This is a genomic window from Rhodobacteraceae bacterium Araon29, assembly GCA_039640505.1.
Classification (GTDB): Bacteria; Pseudomonadota; Alphaproteobacteria; order Rhodobacterales; family Rhodobacteraceae; genus CABZJG01.
Genome location: CP046865.1, coordinates 1,770,482 through 1,786,238, shown reverse-complemented (window position 1 = coordinate 1,786,238; position 15,757 = coordinate 1,770,482). Strand labels below are relative to the sequence as shown.

The window sequence follows — 15,757 nt, the reverse complement described above, 5'->3', positions numbered from 1 at the left end:
CCCCTTGGTTTGCCCTGCTTAACTGAGCGCGTTGATGGTGCTGCTAAGACAGTGGTCTTGGCAGTGAAACGGGAAACCGGTACTGGCACAAATTACTGCCAAAGTCCGGCGCTGCCCCCGCAACGGTAGGCAAAGAGAGACCCCAATTGCCATTGTGCCATTTAGCATGAGAAGGCGGGAAACTCGATCCACTTTGCAAGCCCGGAGACCGGCCAAAAACAAAAATACCGGCCTGATATGGGCCGCATTGAAACCTATGAACAGCTCACGGGGTAGTGAGCAGAAGGAAAAAAATGCACATCGAACCTGGAATTGTAAATGGTGTAAAAATTACACTTAGTTACGCCACCGCCGCTGGCGCCGGTTGGTACAGTTTTAAATTGACACTTCAGTCACTTAATTCGGCAGGAATTGCGTCCTTTGCATCGCGCTGTGTGTTGGCCATGGCTGCGACCTTTACATTTTTTCAGGTACTTCCCCACTTTCCTTTTGGAGTGTCTGAAGTTCACTTCATCTTAGGATCAACCCTGTTTTTACTCTTCGGCGCAGCTCCGGCCGCGTTTGGCCTTGCGGCTGGTTTGCTTTTGCAAGGTCTGCTCTTTGCGCCTGCCGATCTACCGCAGTATTTCATAAATACCACCACTCTATTAGTGCCATTATTTGCTGTTTCTGCGCTTGCAAAACGCGTGATCGCCCCAAATACGGCCTATGCAGATTTGAACTATCTGCAAGCGCTCAAGCTGTCGACCATATACCAAGCCGGTGTTGTGGCTTGGGTCGCCTTCTGGGCCTTTTATGGCCAAGGGTTTGGCGCAGAAACACTGGCCTCGGTGACCAGCTTTGGACTTGCGTATATGCTTGTGATCATCATCGAGCCTCTAGTTGATTTAGCCGTACTTGCAGGCACAAAAACAATACGATCTTTGGAAAAAACAGGATTTGTGCAGGCACGCGTTTACTACTCGGCTTGAACTTTTCCTTGACGTAAAAACATGGCCCCTGCAGACTTCAGAGGCCGAATTTTTAGGACCCTTGTTTATGATCGATCTTGTTCTTGTTGGCATTGGTATGGGCAACCCAGATCACCTGACCGGTCAGGCGATAAAAGCGTTGCAAAATGCCGATCTCATACTCATCCCAGAAAAGGGAAATGAAAAATCTGATCTTGCTGATCTTAGAGCAGTTATTTGCGAAAAATTGCTCTCTCCAATTCCACAAATTGCACGATTTAGGCTTCCGGTTCGTGACCCTAAGGAAAGTTCCTATTTAAAACGGGTAACAGACTGGCATGAGAAAATTGCCCTGCTATGGCGAGATGAGATTTTCAAACACTGCCCAAACGGGGGGCGCGTCGCATTGATGATTTGGGGTGATCCATCCCTTTATGATAGCAGTCTAAGAATTGCGAACCGTTTGATTGCCGAGGAGCAGAAAGTGAGTATCAATGTGGTGCCCGGTCTGACCTCGGTGCAGCTTTTGACGGCTGCACATAAGATACCGCTGAACACATTGGCAGAGCCCGTTATGATTATGACTGGCCGAAACCTACGTGATGGCGGATGGCCAAACACGGTGAAAACAGCGGTTGTAATGCTGGATGGGGATTGCTCTTTTGATCAATTAGACGGCAAAGATTATACCATTTGGTGGGGCGCATTTTTGGGCATGCCAGAGCAAATTTTAGCATCAGGCCCTTTGCATCAATGTTGCGAAGACATAAAGGTGCTTAGGGCGAATGCCCGCACCGAACATGGTTGGATCATGGACAGTTACTTACTGCGAAAGAATCCAATTTAACCACAAGCGAACAGCTATTTGGGTATTTTTAAGTATATCTTTTGGCCAAAGAGAACGGCGTAACAAAGCTAAGATTTTTCTGAAATTTCTTTCTTTATAAAATCTGCAGGCATTATATTTCCTACATTAGTTTCAACAGCCTGTGGGTTATAGTTAAACCAAAACTCTTCACAGCCAGTTAATCGGCGACGCACGCCTTTGGGCATTTTAATGGTCGTAATCCCTGCTGTAATGCAGCAATGTTCAAAGAAGTTTAAAAAGCCCTCCTGATCCAGCCATGCTCCAAGATAAAGCAGGTTATTTTTTTGAACCGCAACCTTGTGTCCTTCTGTAGATGATAGCACAACCTCTGCACTGCTTTCCAAATTCTCATGATAGCAAATGATTGCCCCACCCGTCGAAAGAGGCATGGGTAAATCAGGCCGTAAGCTTTGCACCGCAGTTACTGTGACATCAAGACCCGGAAAATCAGGAGGAAGCGGTGTAGGGATTGTCATATGTATATCACGTGCACTGCTACGTGGCCCAAGAATAACTTGGCTTTCGCTCTCAGCAAGCGCTTGCTTCAAGTCATTTGGCATATGCATCATACCCGGTGCCAGCACGAGTTTATAGGCACTAAAATCAAGTGTTTCTGCCGAAAGAAAATCAATCGAAAGACCCAGCTTGCGCAAAGCACAATAGCAATCAAACACCAGTCCAAAGTAACTTAGCCCTTGACCATGCGGCTGAATATCCCATGCGGCATCAGCGGCATAATCAAAGACAATAGCAACCGAAGCCTGACACGGCGCAACCGTTGGGGCCGAGGCCAACTCTTGGGCGACCTTTTGTGCCTCTTTCAATCCAGTGGCTGCGACACTGTCGGGGCGCAGTAAACCTGAATGCAATTGTTCCTGTGCGAAGGGCGCCTGACGCCAGCGAAAATAACAAATCGCTTCTGCGCCATGGGCGAAAGCTTCCCATGTCCAAAGCCGCACCATGCCATCCAGCGGTGCGGGGTTGTATGGCGCCCAGTTTACCGGGCCCGGCTGTTGCTCCATCACCCACCAGCGGCCCTTGCCAACAGCCCGGTAAAGATCATGATGAAAAGCCTGAAAATCAGGGTGGCCTTGGCGTGCATAATGTTTTTGATCTTCAACAGTGGCGCCAACACGGTCCTCTAAAAAGCCAAGCGGGTAGCTGTCCCAACTTGCAAAATCCATCTCAGAACCAACTTTAAAGTGGTCAAAATCAGTAATGCGGCCCATGTAGTTATGGGTTACAGGTGCCTGCGAATGGCGTTTAATAATCTCAAGCTGGGCATGGTTGAAGCGGACAATTTGGTCTGAGGTATAGTGCCGAAACGCCAATACATGCGCTGGATTTGGCTCGGTCACGGTTAGATTAGGAAGATCAATATCTTCAAAATAGGCATAGTCCATTGACCAGAAAACATTTCCCCACGCCTTATTTAACGCTTCAATATCGCCATTATTATTCTGACTTGGAAACTTTGCTCTCAACCATTCTTGGAATCCCTTACGCGCTGCGTCGGAATATGACAGCGAGGTGTTATGACAGCCATATTCATTATCAATTTGCCATGCTTGCACATAAGGATTACCGCCATATCGTTGAGCTAATCTAGTAACAATATCACGGCACTGCTCGATATAGCCTTGATGGCTAAAACAATAATGCCGGCGGGACCCAAATCGCCTTAGACGGCCCTCGATATCTACCGCCAGCATATCGGGATATTTATCCAAAACCCACTTTGGCGGCGTGGCTGTTGGCGTGCCCAAAACAACCTTTAGACCGGCTCTGCCCAATATATCGATGGCCTCATCAAGCCATTCAAACTCAAACTCACCCTCGCTGGGCTCTAACCTTTTCCATGCAAATTCGCCAATACGGATCCAAGTCAGCCCTGCGTCGGCCATACGCTTTGCATCATCCGCCCAAATCTCTTTTGGCCAATGTTCCGGATAATAACAGGTCCCTAAACTACGCTGCATGAAAAACTCATAAAATAACCTGATGTTCTGCCTGACCTAAGGCTTTGGTTGCTTGAAAAAATGTCTGCCCTGCCAATGGTTCACGAACACCAACGGCCGCAGAGGTGACAAATAATGTTGATAAGTCCGCACCACCAAAGGCCGGGCAGGATATTTGGCTGGCTGGAAAAGTGATTTGGTTAAGGAAGTTTCCCTCTGGGTCATAAACCGCCACCCGATGGGCACCCCACTGGGCATTCCAAATATTTCCGACTGCATCTACAACGGCCCCATCTGGGTTAAGGTTCTCTTGCCTCAGATCAATAAATTGCTCTGGTTCACCCACTGGCCACCCATCCACCTCGCTCAATTGCCATTTTTGGATGGCTTGACAGCGGGTATCTGCAAAATAGGCAAAACTACCATCTGGCGCAAAGCAAATGGCGTTAGAAATCGAAATATTCGGCAGAATTTGGCGCAACTCGCCGCGAAAATAGCGATAGATGGCACCAGCGTGTTTTTCATGATCCTTCGCCATGGTACCGATCCAAAATCCGCCCCAGGGATCAGCTCGCCCATCGTTAGAGCGTGTTTTGGGATTGTCCGCTTCAAGCGCAACAATACGGTCCGTTCGCCCGGTCGATATATCGAATACTTCAAGCGCAGTTTCACTGGCTATCAGTAGGCTGTTTTGATCGATCCAGCCTGCCGCTGAAACATGTCCGGGAAAGTCCCAAACGGTGACTTCATCTTCATGCGCCATACGCAATTGCTTAGACAGAATATCAAACCAAAAAAGCCTGTTCAGAGTTGGATGCCACAACGGCCCCTCACCCAACTGGCAGGGGGTAGGATCAAAAACGGTCATTCTTGCTCACCCTCATCATAGGCTTTCACTATCATCTCAGCACGCTGTTTAAGAATTTGGCTATCAATTCCGGGTCGGTAAAGATTTGTTCCAAGCCCAAACCCCGTAACGCCTGCGCGGCGCCAGTCGGCAAAATTATCTGGGCCGACGCCACCAACAGCATAAAGAGCAGATTTTGGAGGCAAAACGGCACGCAGAGCTGACAAGCCTTTCGGTCCCATTAGAGAGGCAGGAAAAATCTTTAGACCATCCGCGCCAAAGCGCAAAGCTGTGAAACATTCTGTGGCAGTGAAGCATCCCGGATAGGACAGCAGGCCTGCTGATTTAGATGCCGAGATAACCTCGGGATTGCAGTCTGGAGACACCACCATTTTGGCTCCAATATCAGCCAGCCTAGTCACATCCTCGGCTGAAAGTACAGTCCCTGCCCCAATGACCGCATCATCACCAAATGTTTTCGACATCCGCAATATACTTTGAAATGGATCAGGTGAATTAAGAGGCACTTCAATTTTATGAATGCCTGCTGCGATCAACGCCTCGGTTATGGCAAGACACTCAGGCGGTGTTATTCCGCGAAGAATTGCAATAATTTCACGCATCGCTTGGCATACTCCGAAGTGCGAAATGCGCATGCTTCAAGCCTGCAAGCGTCATTTCTTCTGGCTGCGCCATAATCACCTCAAGCCCTTGAGCTTTAAGCGCCAGTTGGTAGGCATTTGCAATCTGATGCGATCCTAAAACTGCTAGATTTTGACCCAGCCAATACGGTCGGGCGGCGGCCAGTTCAATTCCAATCAAAATGCCAGATAACTGCGAGCGCGCCACATTTTCATATGGGTCATTCAGCAAGGCTTCGGCGCGCAGGGTAAAGAGATGTGCAGCAGCTGCGCTAGGGCGGCTAAAAGACCTATCAACAGCTTGCAGAAACGCGTGTTTATCCCAACCGTCTGATTGAACTGTGTGGCGTAAAACAGAGGCGTTGCTGAGTAAAGAAAACAACTCGCCAGTCATAAACGTTTGAAAGCTCACAATTTCGCCAGCGCTTACATGTACCCATTTCGTATGGGTGCCTGGCAGGCATATCACCCCATCAAAGTCTGGGTTTGTGGCCAAGAAGCCTCTGATTTGGGTTTCTTCGCCGCGCATCACATCTGCTGGTGAGTTTTGCTTTATTCCAGGCAAAATAAACACGTTTATCCGAGGGTCAGCTGTTTCAACCTGCACGGAATTCGCAATCCCGGGGGGATAGCAAGGAACATCAACATAAGAGGCTTCTGCCCACCCCTGCCGCGAACCAGCCATGCCACAACAAATGACATCCAAAGTTGTATCATTGGACAGAAATGGGTCTGCAAGCTTAATAAATTCAGCCTCAAACTCGCTTTTCCCAAGTCGGGACATGCCGCAGTCACTGAATTGCCGACCGATCACATCCCCATTGGCGCGCATAGCCCATATCCTAAGACGGGATGTTCCCCAATCGGCTGCAAGCCAGTTTGGCTGAGATACACGCATATCCTTCATCAACCTGTCACCACAACGCCGCCATCAACAACCATTGCCTGCCCGGTCATCATCTGGCTGGCTTTTGATGCCAAAAACAATGTTGCATCCACGATATCCGAGGGCGACAAGAGGCTTTTCAAACACTGACGGGACAAATGTTGTTCAAGACCCTCTTCTGTCACCCAAAGATCCTTTTGCCGCTGTGTCATTACCCAGCCCGGCATTAGCGCATTGACACGAATATTGTCAGGTCCCAATTCACGCGCCAACGAGCGGGTGAGACCCGTGATGGCTGATTTTGAAGCTGCATAGGCGGGATAGCCTGCATTGCCCATCATATAGGAAATAGAGGAAAAATTAATTATTGATCCACCGCCCATTTGTTTCATTGCCGGTGCGGCTGCTTGCGCGGTGAAAAAATGCGGCCTTAGATTAACCGCCATAGATTGATCGAAAGCCTCAACTGAAAACCCATGTAACTCATGCCGAGTATCATTTGCAGCATTGTTTACTAAAACAGAAAAGGGACCATTGGCCTCAGCCCCCATTTCCATCGCCTTTTGCAAAGCCGCAACATCAGAAATATCACAAGGTAAAAATATAGGGGCATGGCCATATTTTTCACCCATTTTTTCCGCAAACTGGCTTGCATCGGACCGTTGGACAAAAGCCACCCGGCATCCTTGCGCAAGAAACCCTTCGGTTAATGCAGCGCCAATCCCGGCACCGCCACCCGTGATGAAAACCGATGCATCCTTTAGATCGTGAAATGTCGCAAATCCACTCATGCCGCCCTCGTGTCCTCTAGCCATTTTGGCAACCAATTTGAATGTTCTATAAGCAGCTCATCTACAAGACTGCGGATTTGATCAAGGTCTAATTCAGCCGCAGTATGCGGGTCCAACATTGCCGCGTGATAAATAAAATCCCGATTTTCCGTCAGCAAGGCCTGAACTGTTAGTTCTTGCACATTAATATTGGTACGCATAAGCGCAATTAGTTGTGGCGGAATATCCCCTATAAAAGTGGGTTGAATGCCCGAGGCATCAACCAAACAGGGCACCTCAACAGCGCATCCTTCTGGCAATTGGGGAATGTATCCCTGATTTGGAATATTGCCATAAATTACAGCCGGAGAGCCTGTCACAACCGCATTCATAATCTGGGCGGCATATTCATGGCTTTGGTGAATGTCTATTTCTTTGGCTGAGCGGAACTGTACCACTTGGTCGTTCCAATCGGCCAGTTGCTCTTCGCAACGTTTTGGATATTCATCAAGAGGAACTTTAAAACGGTCGATTAAATCGGGACGATGGGACTTGATGAACCACGGAACGTATTCGGCAAAATGCTCTGAGCTTTCGGTGACGAAAAGCCCGAAATGCTTCATCACCTCATAGCGAACTAAATTAGGACATCTCGGGTTTGCACCTGTCGCAACAGGTATCCGCTTTTGTGCATAGCCTTGTTGCAGCAAAGGATAAAGATCACGCCATTTGCCCGAGGTATCGCGGCCCTCTAATTCAAGATAAAACGCCATATGATTAATGCCGCCAGCACGGTAGCGCATATCCGACACATCAATCGCTAAATCACGCGCCAACTCTTCGGCTGTGCCTTGCACAGAATGGCATAAACCAACCTGCCGTATATCGGGGTAACGCGCCCCAATGGCCCAGGTATTAATGGCCATCGGATTAACATATTGCAGCATAAGCGCATTAGGACATACAGCACGCATGTCCTCGCAGAGAGACCACAAATGCGGAACTGTTCGAAGGCCGCGCATAATACCGCCCACACCCAAAGTATCGGCAATGGTTTGGCGTAATCCGTATTTTTTCGGCACTTCAAAATCGATGATTGTACAGGGATCATAACCACCGATTTGAAAGCAAACGACAACAAAGTCTGCGCCAGAAAGCGCCTCATGTTGTTGGGAATATGTTTTAATCTTTGCGTCTGCGCCTAGTGTTTCCACCAACTTATGCGCAACGAGTTCACTTTCATTGAGCCGCGTTTGATCTATATCCATCAAGGCAATTTTTGAGTTTTGAAGCGCTGGGTACTGCAAAACATCCCCGAGGATATTTTTCATAAATATGGTAGAGCCAGCTCCAATAAATGTAATTTTCTGTTCCACCAAGGGCACTCCAACTATTTTACTGCACCAAGCGTAAGCCCGGCGATGAAATGTCGTTGCATCAGGAAAAACATAACAACCGGAGGGACAGCGGCAAGTAGCGAGGCTGCTGAAACCAGATGCCAATTGCTAATAAATTGGCCATTTAGGGCGCGTACACCTGCCGTGATCGGTTTAACCTGTTCACCTTGGGTCAAAACGTTGGCCCAGAAGAAATCATTCCAGACAAATGTAAAAATCAACACCGCCAACGCGGCAATTGCAGGCCGCACAAGCGGCACGATAATATACCAAAATATACGCCACTCTGCGACGCCTTCCACGCGAGCACTCTCGATTAAATCAAACGGCAAGGCTTTTATAAAATTCCGCATAAACAACGTGCAAAACCCTGTTTGAAACGCTGCATGAAACAGAAACTGACCGGCAATAGTGTCATAAAGGCCAGTTTGAACGGATAAATCTCGCACCGGTACCATCAGGATTTGGAACGGTACAAAATTACCAGCAACAAATAGGAAAAATAATGGCAGGGCCAAGCGAAACCGATAAACGGCAAGCGCGTAACCCGCCAAGCACGCCAAAGATACAGAAATAGCAACCGTGGGCAAGGTTATCATAAAACTGTTGATCAAATATTTGACGGCCTCTGTCTGAGCAAAAACAGTGTAATAGTTTTCGATCAGCTTGAACTCAGTTGGCCAGCCAAAAACATTCCCAGTATTGATATCTTTAGACCCGCGCATGGACGTAAGAAAAATCGCAAGAAGCGGCAACAGCCATAAAAATATAGCTAAAGGAAGAAATGACTGATAGGCAACACGAGTTGTTGTACTTGCCCGTTCTATAGGACGCGGAAACATCTAGGCACCTCGCCGTTCGTCTTGGTACATGCGCCACAAAAAATAGCTGATGAAAACCATCATTATGGCAAACAAAACGGTTGCGACAGATGAGCCGTATCCATAGCGCTCGCCGTATTCGCTGATCGCAACCTCATACATATAGTGAGAAAGCACATTGGTCATTCCATAAGGGCCGCCTTGGGTCATAATTGCGATCATATCAAAGGATCGCAAAGCCCCGATAACCGTAACCGCAACCGCAATAAAGGTTGCTGGGCGCAATTGCGGAAGCACTACATACCACAACATCCGCCAGCCTTTGGCGCCATCAAGCCGGCCGGCTTCTATTTGATCCGCGGCAACATTATTAAGACCTGTAAGATACAAGATGACGCAATAGGCAACCTGAGGCCACAGACCAGCAAAGATAATGCCGTAAGTGGCATAGTCAGCACTGGATAATATATCCGGCACAGGGCGCGCGCATGTGACTGTTTTATTACCAATAAAATTGATGGTTTCTTCACAAAAGAAAAATTGCCAGACTTTTGCGACAATGCCAAAATCAGGATTGTAAAACCAACCAAATATCAAACCGACGACCACTTGGCTGATCACAAACGGAAAGAAAAAAAGCGACTTATAAATCCGAATACCCGTGACAGTTTGATTTAAAAAGATAGCGATCATCAATCCGACTGGAACAGCCAGCATGTAAAGAAACAGCCATAAAAGGTTGTTTTTAATTGAAATCCAGAAATTTGGGTCAACCCAAAGATTACGGTAATTTTCCAAACCTATGAAAGTCGCAGTGGATTGGCCATTGCCATCATAAAGGCCATTCCATGCATAAAGCGACAGCTGCAATGATTGGAAAATTGGTATTACAACGTAAATTAAAAAGAAAAATAATGCTGGGATTAAGAAAATAAAGGGCGCTATATCCAACTTGTGGCGCGACATCCAAGTTGCTTGTGTATGTGAGATGCCGGTTTGCATTGCGCCCCTCAAAGTTGGTGAAACGGGCGCGACAGCTCGCGCCCGCCAATTGGTTTAGTATTACTTATAAACCTCTGCTTGGACTTGATCCAAACGCTCTAGGATTGCATCCAGTTTGCTTGGGTCTAGCATGAACTCTTGGAAACCCTTCATGCCTTCAGACGCCATAGCGGCCGGCGCATCGCGGTCATAGAACTGAGCAAGACCAGCAGCACCAGACACTACAGCAAATCCTTCTTGGATGAACTTGTCATCCCCGACGGTTGCTTTTGAGTTAGGTGGCAACTGACCAAGGATTGCGTTCCACTTGGATTGCGTGTCAGCCTGCGCAACAAATGCGAGGAATTTTTTAGCATCCTCTTTGTTCTTAGCACCCGATGGGATAAAGAAAGCATCCGCTGGCGCTTCTTCTGCCATTGGAAGACCTGGTGTGATTTCAGGGAACTGGAAGTAATCGATTTGATCATTTGTCAAACCAGCATCTCGCATCGCACCTACTGCGAAGTTACCCATTACATACATCCCTGCGTCACCATTTGCGAAGGCAGCAACACCGCCTTGCCAATCCATAGATGCATGGTTGTCAACGAATGAACAACGATCCAGCATTTCTTCCCAATTGGCAAATGTTGCACGGATCCGGTCATCGGTATACTTGATCTTACCGTCTGTCAGAGCGTTGTGAACATCATAACCGTTGGTCCGCAGGTTCAAGTAATCAAACACGCCCGCTGCTGTCCAAAGGTATTTGGTTCCGATGGTAAAGGGTGTAACACCTACGCCTTTCAGAGCGTCACAGTTTGAAAGTAACTCGCTCCATGTTTTTGGCTCTGACAAACCCAGCTTGTCATAGATGTCTTTGCGGTAATAAACGCCCCACTGGTAGTATGAATACGGCACGCCCCAGGTTTTTCCGTTGCGGGACATGGTTGGTTTTACCGCAGCCATATCCTCATTTAGGTTGTTTTCAGCCCATAGGTCATCAATGGGTTCAAACAGCCCTGCATCAACAAAAGGGCCCATGCGGTTGCCCGGATACCAAGATGTTACATCCGGTGGGTTTGCTGACAGGAAGTTACGGATCGCAGATTTATGCGCTTCGCGGTCATTGTTGTTGATTGTTACATTGATGTCTGGGTTGGCGGCCTCAAATGCCGCAACCGCTTCTTCAAACGCTTGTTTTGGACCGGGGTTCAAGTCATCAAATGTGATAACTAGATCTCCGGCAAAGGCAGATGTAGCAAAAACTGTTGTTGCTGCAATCGTGCTCAGCTTGGTCGTAAGTGTGTTTGTCATGAGTTCCTCCCATTTATCCAGTTGACATTAGTCTCAAATAATGAAACCTTTTTCCAACTATTGAAACAATGAGACGAATCCCAGAGGTTGTCAACAACTTCGTGCCACCTAAAAACGGTCCTAGGAAAGGCAAGAAAATGAGCAAACAGACCACTGTGGATGGTACGGTTGGTAAAGCTCTGGAAATTCTGGACTTAATTGCCAGTTTTGACCGTCCTGTTCGTTTTTCAGAAATCTTGGCAGATAGCCCTCATCCCAAAGCAACATTGTATCGTTTGGTTCAAACTCTAACCAACCAAGGTATGCTCAGCTTTGATGGCGATCGTGCAACCTACCAGCCGGGCATACGTTTGGTCCGACTTGCACATGCTGCATGGCGGCAAAGTGCATTGGCTCCTGTGGCACGCCCAATATTGGACAGACTGGCCAAAGAGCTGGGCGAAACACTCCATCTGGCCCAAATGGACGAAGGCCAAGTTCTGTATGTGGATAAAAGAAATGCTGCGCAACCAATCGAAATGTTCAGCTCGGCTGGTAAATCCGGCCCCGGCTATTGCACAGGTGTTGGAAAAGCAATCATGGCCTTTTTACCTGCCAAGTTACAAGAGCGGGCCATGGCAGAACAGTCATATTATGGATACACATCGACGACCATAACATCTGCAGATGCTCTGCGTGCTGAATTGGATAAGATTGCAGAAACCGGCATGGCCTTTGACCGCGAGGAACATGAGCCTGGGATCATTTGTATCGCTGTGCCAATCCTAAATTCAAAACGCAATGCACTTGGAGCGATCTCGCTCACTTCTAGCACCAAAAGACATTCTTTGGATAGCTTAGAGGCGCAGGCCACCAGACTTCAAATAGCTGCATCTGAAATATCGCAAGCAGCAGAAAATTGGCAATTCCCAACCTAAAGAGGCTAACAATGTCCGGCGTACAACTCAGAAATACATTCAAAAAATATGGTGAGGTACAGGTCATTCACGGGGTTGACCTTGATATAAAAGATGGTGAGTTTTGTGTTTTTGTTGGACCTTCTGGATGTGGGAAATCAACACTTCTTCGTATGATCGCAGGCTTGGAAGAAACCACCGAAGGCATGATACAAATCGGTAGTCGAGATGTTACTGCAGCAGATCCAGCTGACCGCGGCGTAGCGATGGTCTTTCAGACATATGCACTTTATCCACATATGTCCGTCGCTGAAAATATGGGATTTGGGTTAAAGATGACTGGACACCCAAAGTCAGAAATTCAGTCAAAAGTTGCAGAAGCAAGCCGCATATTGAAACTTGAAGACTACTTAGACCGCAAACCAAAAGCCTTGTCTGGCGGTCAACGGCAACGGGTTGCAATTGGACGCGCGATTGTTCGTGGCCCTGAAGTATTTTTGTTTGATGAGCCACTGTCAAACCTTGATGCGGAGCTTCGTGTTGACATGCGGGTGGAAATCGCTCGGCTGCATAAAGAAATTGGTGCCACGATGATCTATGTCACCCACGATCAAGTTGAGGCGATGACCTTGGCTGATAAAATTGTCGTATTGCGGGATGGTCATGTGGAGCAAGTCGGAGCCCCAATGGAGCTTTACCATAATCCCGAGAATAAATTTGTGGCTGGGTTTATTGGCTCGCCTGCAATGAACTTTCTCGACGGTATTGTGCGTTCAAACCAAATTATTGTACCTGCACTCGATGAGCACCCCATTGAAACATCCATCCAATTGCCAGCTGACGGTACCAAGGTAACTGTTGGGGTTAGACCAAAGGCTTTGCGCTTGGATATGTCAAAAAATGGTTTGAAAATTGGTATTCACGAACGTTTAGGCGGCGTCAGTTATGCTTATCTTGACAGCCTGACAGGCGAGCGGATTATTGTCGAAATTGACGATGATAACGAATTGTCAACTGGACAGGATGTTGGGCTCGAGTTTGACCACGGCGCTGCATTGTTCTTTGATAAAAACACGGAACAAAGGCTTCGTTAATGAATGAGCCCCAACCGTTACTTATTTTTGCTAATAAATTAATTTTTTGTAACGTAATTATTGACGGATAAGAATGCTCCCTGTATATGGTGTTTAGAATGCAGGGAGCGGTAGACATGACTTCAGCCTATATTTGCGATGCCCAACGCACACCGATTGGAAAATTTGCTGGCGCGCTTTCAAACGTGCGTTGCGATGATCTCGCGGCCCTTCCAGTTTCCGCTTTAATAGAGCGCAATCCAACCGTTGATTGGTCGAACTTGGATGATGTGGTTTACGGCTGCGTCAATCAAGCCGGCGAAGATAACCGAAATGTGGCCCGCATGGCGGCGCTGCTAGCGGGCTTGCCAGAGACTGTATCGGGCGTAACAGTCAATAGACTTTGTGCCTCTGGGCTAGAAGCCGTTGGCCAAGCCGCGCGGGCGATAAAGCTTGGTGAGTATGATCTTGCAATCGCTGGCGGTGTTGAAAGCATGAGCCGCGCACCCTTTGTCATGCCCAAGGCGAAAGCTGCCTTTGACCGCGCGGCAGAGATTTATGACACCACAATCGGTTGGCGTTTTATCAACCCTAAAATGCAACAGTCGTATGGCACCGATAGCATGCCCCAAACAGCAGATAATGTGGCCGAAGAGTTTTCGATCAGCCGCGAAGATCAAGATGCCTTTGCCGAACGCTCGCAAGAGCGCTGGGCGTCTGCGCAGGAACGCGGCCTATTCTCTGCAGAAATCACACCAGTCACTTTGCCCCAGCGTAAGGGCGATCCAATCATTGTTGACTGTGATGAACATCCTCGCCCGGGCACCGCACGTGAAAAACTGGCCAAGTTGCGCGGCATAAACGGGACCGACCTATCCGTGACCGCGGGCAATGCCTCGGGGGTCAACGATGGCGCAGCTGCAATATTAATGGCCTCAGAAGCCACCGCCATAAAACAAGGGCTATCGCCAAAGGGGCGGGTTATCGCCATGCAATCTGCCGGCGTTGCACCGCGCATTATGGGAATTGGGCCTGTTCCTGCAACGCAAAAGGTTCTTGCCAAAACCGGTCTGAAGATCACGGATATGGATGTGATTGAGTTGAACGAAGCCTTTGCCGCGCAGGCGCTGGCCACACTGCGGGCTTTGGGTGTTCCAGATGATGCAGATTTCGTTAATCCAAATGGTGGGGCCATTGCCATGGGCCACCCACTAGGGATGTCGGGCGCGCGTATGGTTGTCAGCGCTGTCAATCAACTTGAGCGCACCAAAGGACGCTATGCGCTTTGCACAATGTGTGTTGGCGTGGGTCAGGGCGTTGCGATGATAATAGAGCGCATTTAAGCGGGGAAATTCTAATGTATGCACAAATGGTCAAAAGCACGGGTAAAAATGTAAAGCCACTTTCTGAGATGAGCCTAGAAGAACGCCACTTTCAAGAGCGGATTGATCAAGGTGAAAAGATTGAACCCAAAGATTGGATGCCAGAGAGTTATCGCAAAACGCTCATCCGCCAAATTGGCCAACACGCGCATTCGGAAATTGTTGGACAATTGCCCGAAGGAAACTGGATAACACGCGCCCCTACCCTTGAGCGCAAAGCCATTCTTTTGGCCAAGGTACAGGATGAAGCAGGGCATGGTCTTTATCTTTACTGCGCGGCTGAAACTTTGGGGATTAGCCGTGATCAACTGACTAAAGATCTGCTTTCGGGCAAAATGAAATACAGCTCGATCTTTAATTACCCGACCTTAACCTGGGCAGATATGGGGGCGATCGGTTGGCTCGTTGATGGGGCTGCAATTATGAACCAAGTGCCCCTGCAGCGCACATCATTTGGACCATATGCACGCGCTATGGTGCGCATTTGCAAAGAAGAAAGCTTTCATCAGCGTCAGGGCTACGACATTATGATGAAAATGTCAGAAGGCACTGCCGCGCAAAAGCGAATGGCACAAGATGCTCTAAACAGGTTCTGGTTTCCCTCTTTGATGATGTTCGGCCCCTCTGACAAAGAAAGCGTCCATTCAGAGCAATCCATGGCTTGGAAGATTAAAATGAATTCAAACGATGAACTACGGCAAAAATTCGTCGACCAAACCGTGCCGCAAGCCAACCTTCTTGGACTTAAAGTCCCTGATACAGAACTGTCTTGGAATGAAGAGCGCGGCCATTATGATTTCTCTCAACCTGATTGGGAAGAGTTTTTTAATGTGCTCAAGGGCAACGGTCCATGCAACACAGAGCGCCTTGAAGCACGCCGCAAGGCTTGGGATGACGGCGCGTGGGTTCGTGATGCAATGCTGGCCCACGCCCGTAAAAAAGCCACTGCAAAAATGGCCGCAGAATAGGA

At 48.2% G+C, this 15,757-nt stretch carries 15 protein-coding genes and 1 riboswitch; of the genes, 6 read left to right on the top strand and 9 right to left on the bottom strand.

What is annotated here, in order from left to right:
- Positions 1 to 18 precede the first annotated feature (18 nt).
- Positions 19 to 232: riboswitch (cobalamin riboswitch) on the top strand.
- A 61-nt stretch (positions 233 to 293) separates the two neighbouring features.
- Positions 294 to 971 carry a cobalt transporter gene (locus GN278_08680; protein ID XAT60803.1) on the top strand — a complete coding sequence of 226 codons (678 nt, stop codon included), beginning with the start codon at positions 294 to 296 and terminating at the stop codon, positions 969 to 971.
- Between the two features lie 67 nt (positions 972 to 1,038).
- Positions 1,039 to 1,797: a precorrin-6A synthase (deacetylating) gene (locus GN278_08675; protein ID XAT60802.1), complete on the top strand. Its 759-nt coding sequence runs from the start codon at positions 1,039 to 1,041 to the stop codon at positions 1,795 to 1,797.
- A gap of 68 nt (positions 1,798 to 1,865) precedes the next feature.
- On the opposite strand, the gene GN278_08670 is transcribed toward GN278_08675, so the two are convergent.
- The 9 genes from GN278_08670 to GN278_08630 form a co-directional block, all read right to left on the bottom strand.
- Positions 1,866 to 3,797: a beta-galactosidase gene (locus tag GN278_08670; protein XAT60801.1), complete on the bottom strand. Its 1,932-nt coding sequence runs from the start codon at positions 3,795 to 3,797 to the stop codon at positions 1,866 to 1,868.
- A gap of 7 nt (positions 3,798 to 3,804) precedes the next feature.
- Entirely contained in the window at positions 3,805 to 4,644 is an 840-nt protein-coding gene (locus GN278_08665; protein ID XAT60800.1) for an SMP-30/gluconolactonase/LRE family protein, read from the bottom strand.
- The gene (locus tag GN278_08660) at positions 4,641 to 5,246 is read right to left on the bottom strand and encodes a 2-dehydro-3-deoxy-6-phosphogalactonate aldolase (GenBank protein ID XAT62605.1); all 606 of its coding nucleotides are present in this window, start codon (positions 5,244 to 5,246) and stop codon (positions 4,641 to 4,643) included. Before GN278_08660 ends, GN278_08665 begins: the two co-directional genes overlap by 4 nt.
- Positions 5,239 to 6,171, bottom strand: coding sequence for a 2-keto-3-deoxy-galactonokinase (locus tag GN278_08655; GenBank protein XAT60799.1), 933 nt, complete (start codon positions 6,169 to 6,171; stop codon positions 5,239 to 5,241). The genes GN278_08660 and GN278_08655 overlap by 8 nt, the downstream gene beginning before the upstream one ends.
- Positions 6,171 to 6,941, bottom strand: a complete 771-nt coding sequence (locus GN278_08650) for an SDR family oxidoreductase (protein ID XAT62604.1) — start codon at positions 6,939 to 6,941, stop codon at positions 6,171 to 6,173. Before GN278_08650 ends, GN278_08655 begins: the two co-directional genes overlap by 1 nt.
- Positions 6,938 to 8,299: an alpha-galactosidase gene (melA, locus tag GN278_08645; protein XAT60798.1), complete on the bottom strand. Its 1,362-nt coding sequence runs from the start codon at positions 8,297 to 8,299 to the stop codon at positions 6,938 to 6,940. The genes GN278_08650 and melA overlap by 4 nt, the downstream gene beginning before the upstream one ends.
- Before the next feature lie 11 nt (positions 8,300 to 8,310).
- Complete coding sequence (locus GN278_08640; protein XAT60797.1) at positions 8,311 to 9,159, bottom strand: ABC transporter permease subunit; 849 nt, start codon at positions 9,157 to 9,159, stop codon at positions 8,311 to 8,313.
- The gene (locus GN278_08635) at positions 9,160 to 10,104 is read right to left on the bottom strand and encodes an ABC transporter permease subunit (protein ID XAT62603.1); all 945 of its coding nucleotides are present in this window, start codon (positions 10,102 to 10,104) and stop codon (positions 9,160 to 9,162) included. It abuts the gene before it with no gap.
- Positions 10,105 to 10,200: 96 nt separating this feature from the next.
- Positions 10,201 to 11,436 carry an extracellular solute-binding protein gene (locus GN278_08630; GenBank protein ID XAT60796.1) on the bottom strand — a complete coding sequence of 412 codons (1,236 nt, stop codon included), beginning with the start codon at positions 11,434 to 11,436 and terminating at the stop codon, positions 10,201 to 10,203.
- Between the two features lie 137 nt (positions 11,437 to 11,573).
- Here GN278_08630 and GN278_08625 point away from each other — a divergent pair, with 137 nt between their 5' ends.
- From GN278_08625 to paaA, 4 genes are all read left to right on the top strand, one after another.
- Positions 11,574 to 12,353: a helix-turn-helix domain-containing protein gene (locus tag GN278_08625; protein ID XAT60795.1), complete on the top strand. Its 780-nt coding sequence runs from the start codon at positions 11,574 to 11,576 to the stop codon at positions 12,351 to 12,353.
- A gap of 11 nt (positions 12,354 to 12,364) precedes the next feature.
- The gene (ugpC, locus tag GN278_08620; GenBank protein XAT60794.1) at positions 12,365 to 13,426 is read left to right on the top strand and encodes a sn-glycerol-3-phosphate ABC transporter ATP-binding protein UgpC; all 1,062 of its coding nucleotides are present in this window, start codon (positions 12,365 to 12,367) and stop codon (positions 13,424 to 13,426) included.
- A 116-nt stretch (positions 13,427 to 13,542) separates the two neighbouring features.
- Entirely contained in the window at positions 13,543 to 14,748 is a 1,206-nt protein-coding gene (gene pcaF / locus GN278_08615; protein ID XAT60793.1) for a 3-oxoadipyl-CoA thiolase, read from the top strand.
- 14 nt (positions 14,749 to 14,762) lie between these two features.
- Complete coding sequence (paaA, locus tag GN278_08610) at positions 14,763 to 15,755, top strand: 1,2-phenylacetyl-CoA epoxidase subunit A (GenBank protein XAT60792.1); 993 nt, start codon at positions 14,763 to 14,765, stop codon at positions 15,753 to 15,755.
- The last annotated feature ends 2 nt before the right edge of the window (positions 15,756 to 15,757 follow it).

Coding starts and splice junctions, on each gene's coding strand:
- GN278_08680 (XAT60803.1), top strand. CDS start 294: ATGCACATCGAACCTGGAATTGTAAATGGTGTAAAAATTACACTTAGT.
- GN278_08675 (XAT60802.1), top strand. CDS start 1,039: ATGATCGATCTTGTTCTTGTTGGCATTGGTATGGGCAACCCAGATCAC.
- GN278_08670 (XAT60801.1), bottom strand. CDS start 3,797: ATGCAGCGTAGTTTAGGGACCTGTTATTATCCGGAACATTGGCCAAAA.
- GN278_08665 (XAT60800.1), bottom strand. CDS start 4,644: ATGACCGTTTTTGATCCTACCCCCTGCCAGTTGGGTGAGGGGCCGTTG.
- GN278_08660 (XAT62605.1), bottom strand. CDS start 5,246: ATGCGTGAAATTATTGCAATTCTTCGCGGAATAACACCGCCTGAGTGT.
- GN278_08655 (XAT60799.1), bottom strand. CDS start 6,171: ATGAAGGATATGCGTGTATCTCAGCCAAACTGGCTTGCAGCCGATTGG.
- GN278_08650 (XAT62604.1), bottom strand. CDS start 6,941: ATGAGTGGATTTGCGACATTTCACGATCTAAAGGATGCATCGGTTTTC.
- GN278_08640 (XAT60797.1), bottom strand. CDS start 9,159: ATGTTTCCGCGTCCTATAGAACGGGCAAGTACAACAACTCGTGTTGCC.
- GN278_08635 (XAT62603.1), bottom strand. CDS start 10,104: ATGTCGCGCCACAAGTTGGATATAGCGCCCTTTATTTTCTTAATCCCA.
- GN278_08630 (XAT60796.1), bottom strand. CDS start 11,436: ATGACAAACACACTTACGACCAAGCTGAGCACGATTGCAGCAACAACA.
- GN278_08625 (XAT60795.1), top strand. CDS start 11,574: ATGAGCAAACAGACCACTGTGGATGGTACGGTTGGTAAAGCTCTGGAA.
- ugpC (XAT60794.1), top strand. CDS start 12,365: ATGTCCGGCGTACAACTCAGAAATACATTCAAAAAATATGGTGAGGTA.
- pcaF (XAT60793.1), top strand. CDS start 13,543: ATGACTTCAGCCTATATTTGCGATGCCCAACGCACACCGATTGGAAAA.
- paaA (XAT60792.1), top strand. CDS start 14,763: ATGTATGCACAAATGGTCAAAAGCACGGGTAAAAATGTAAAGCCACTT.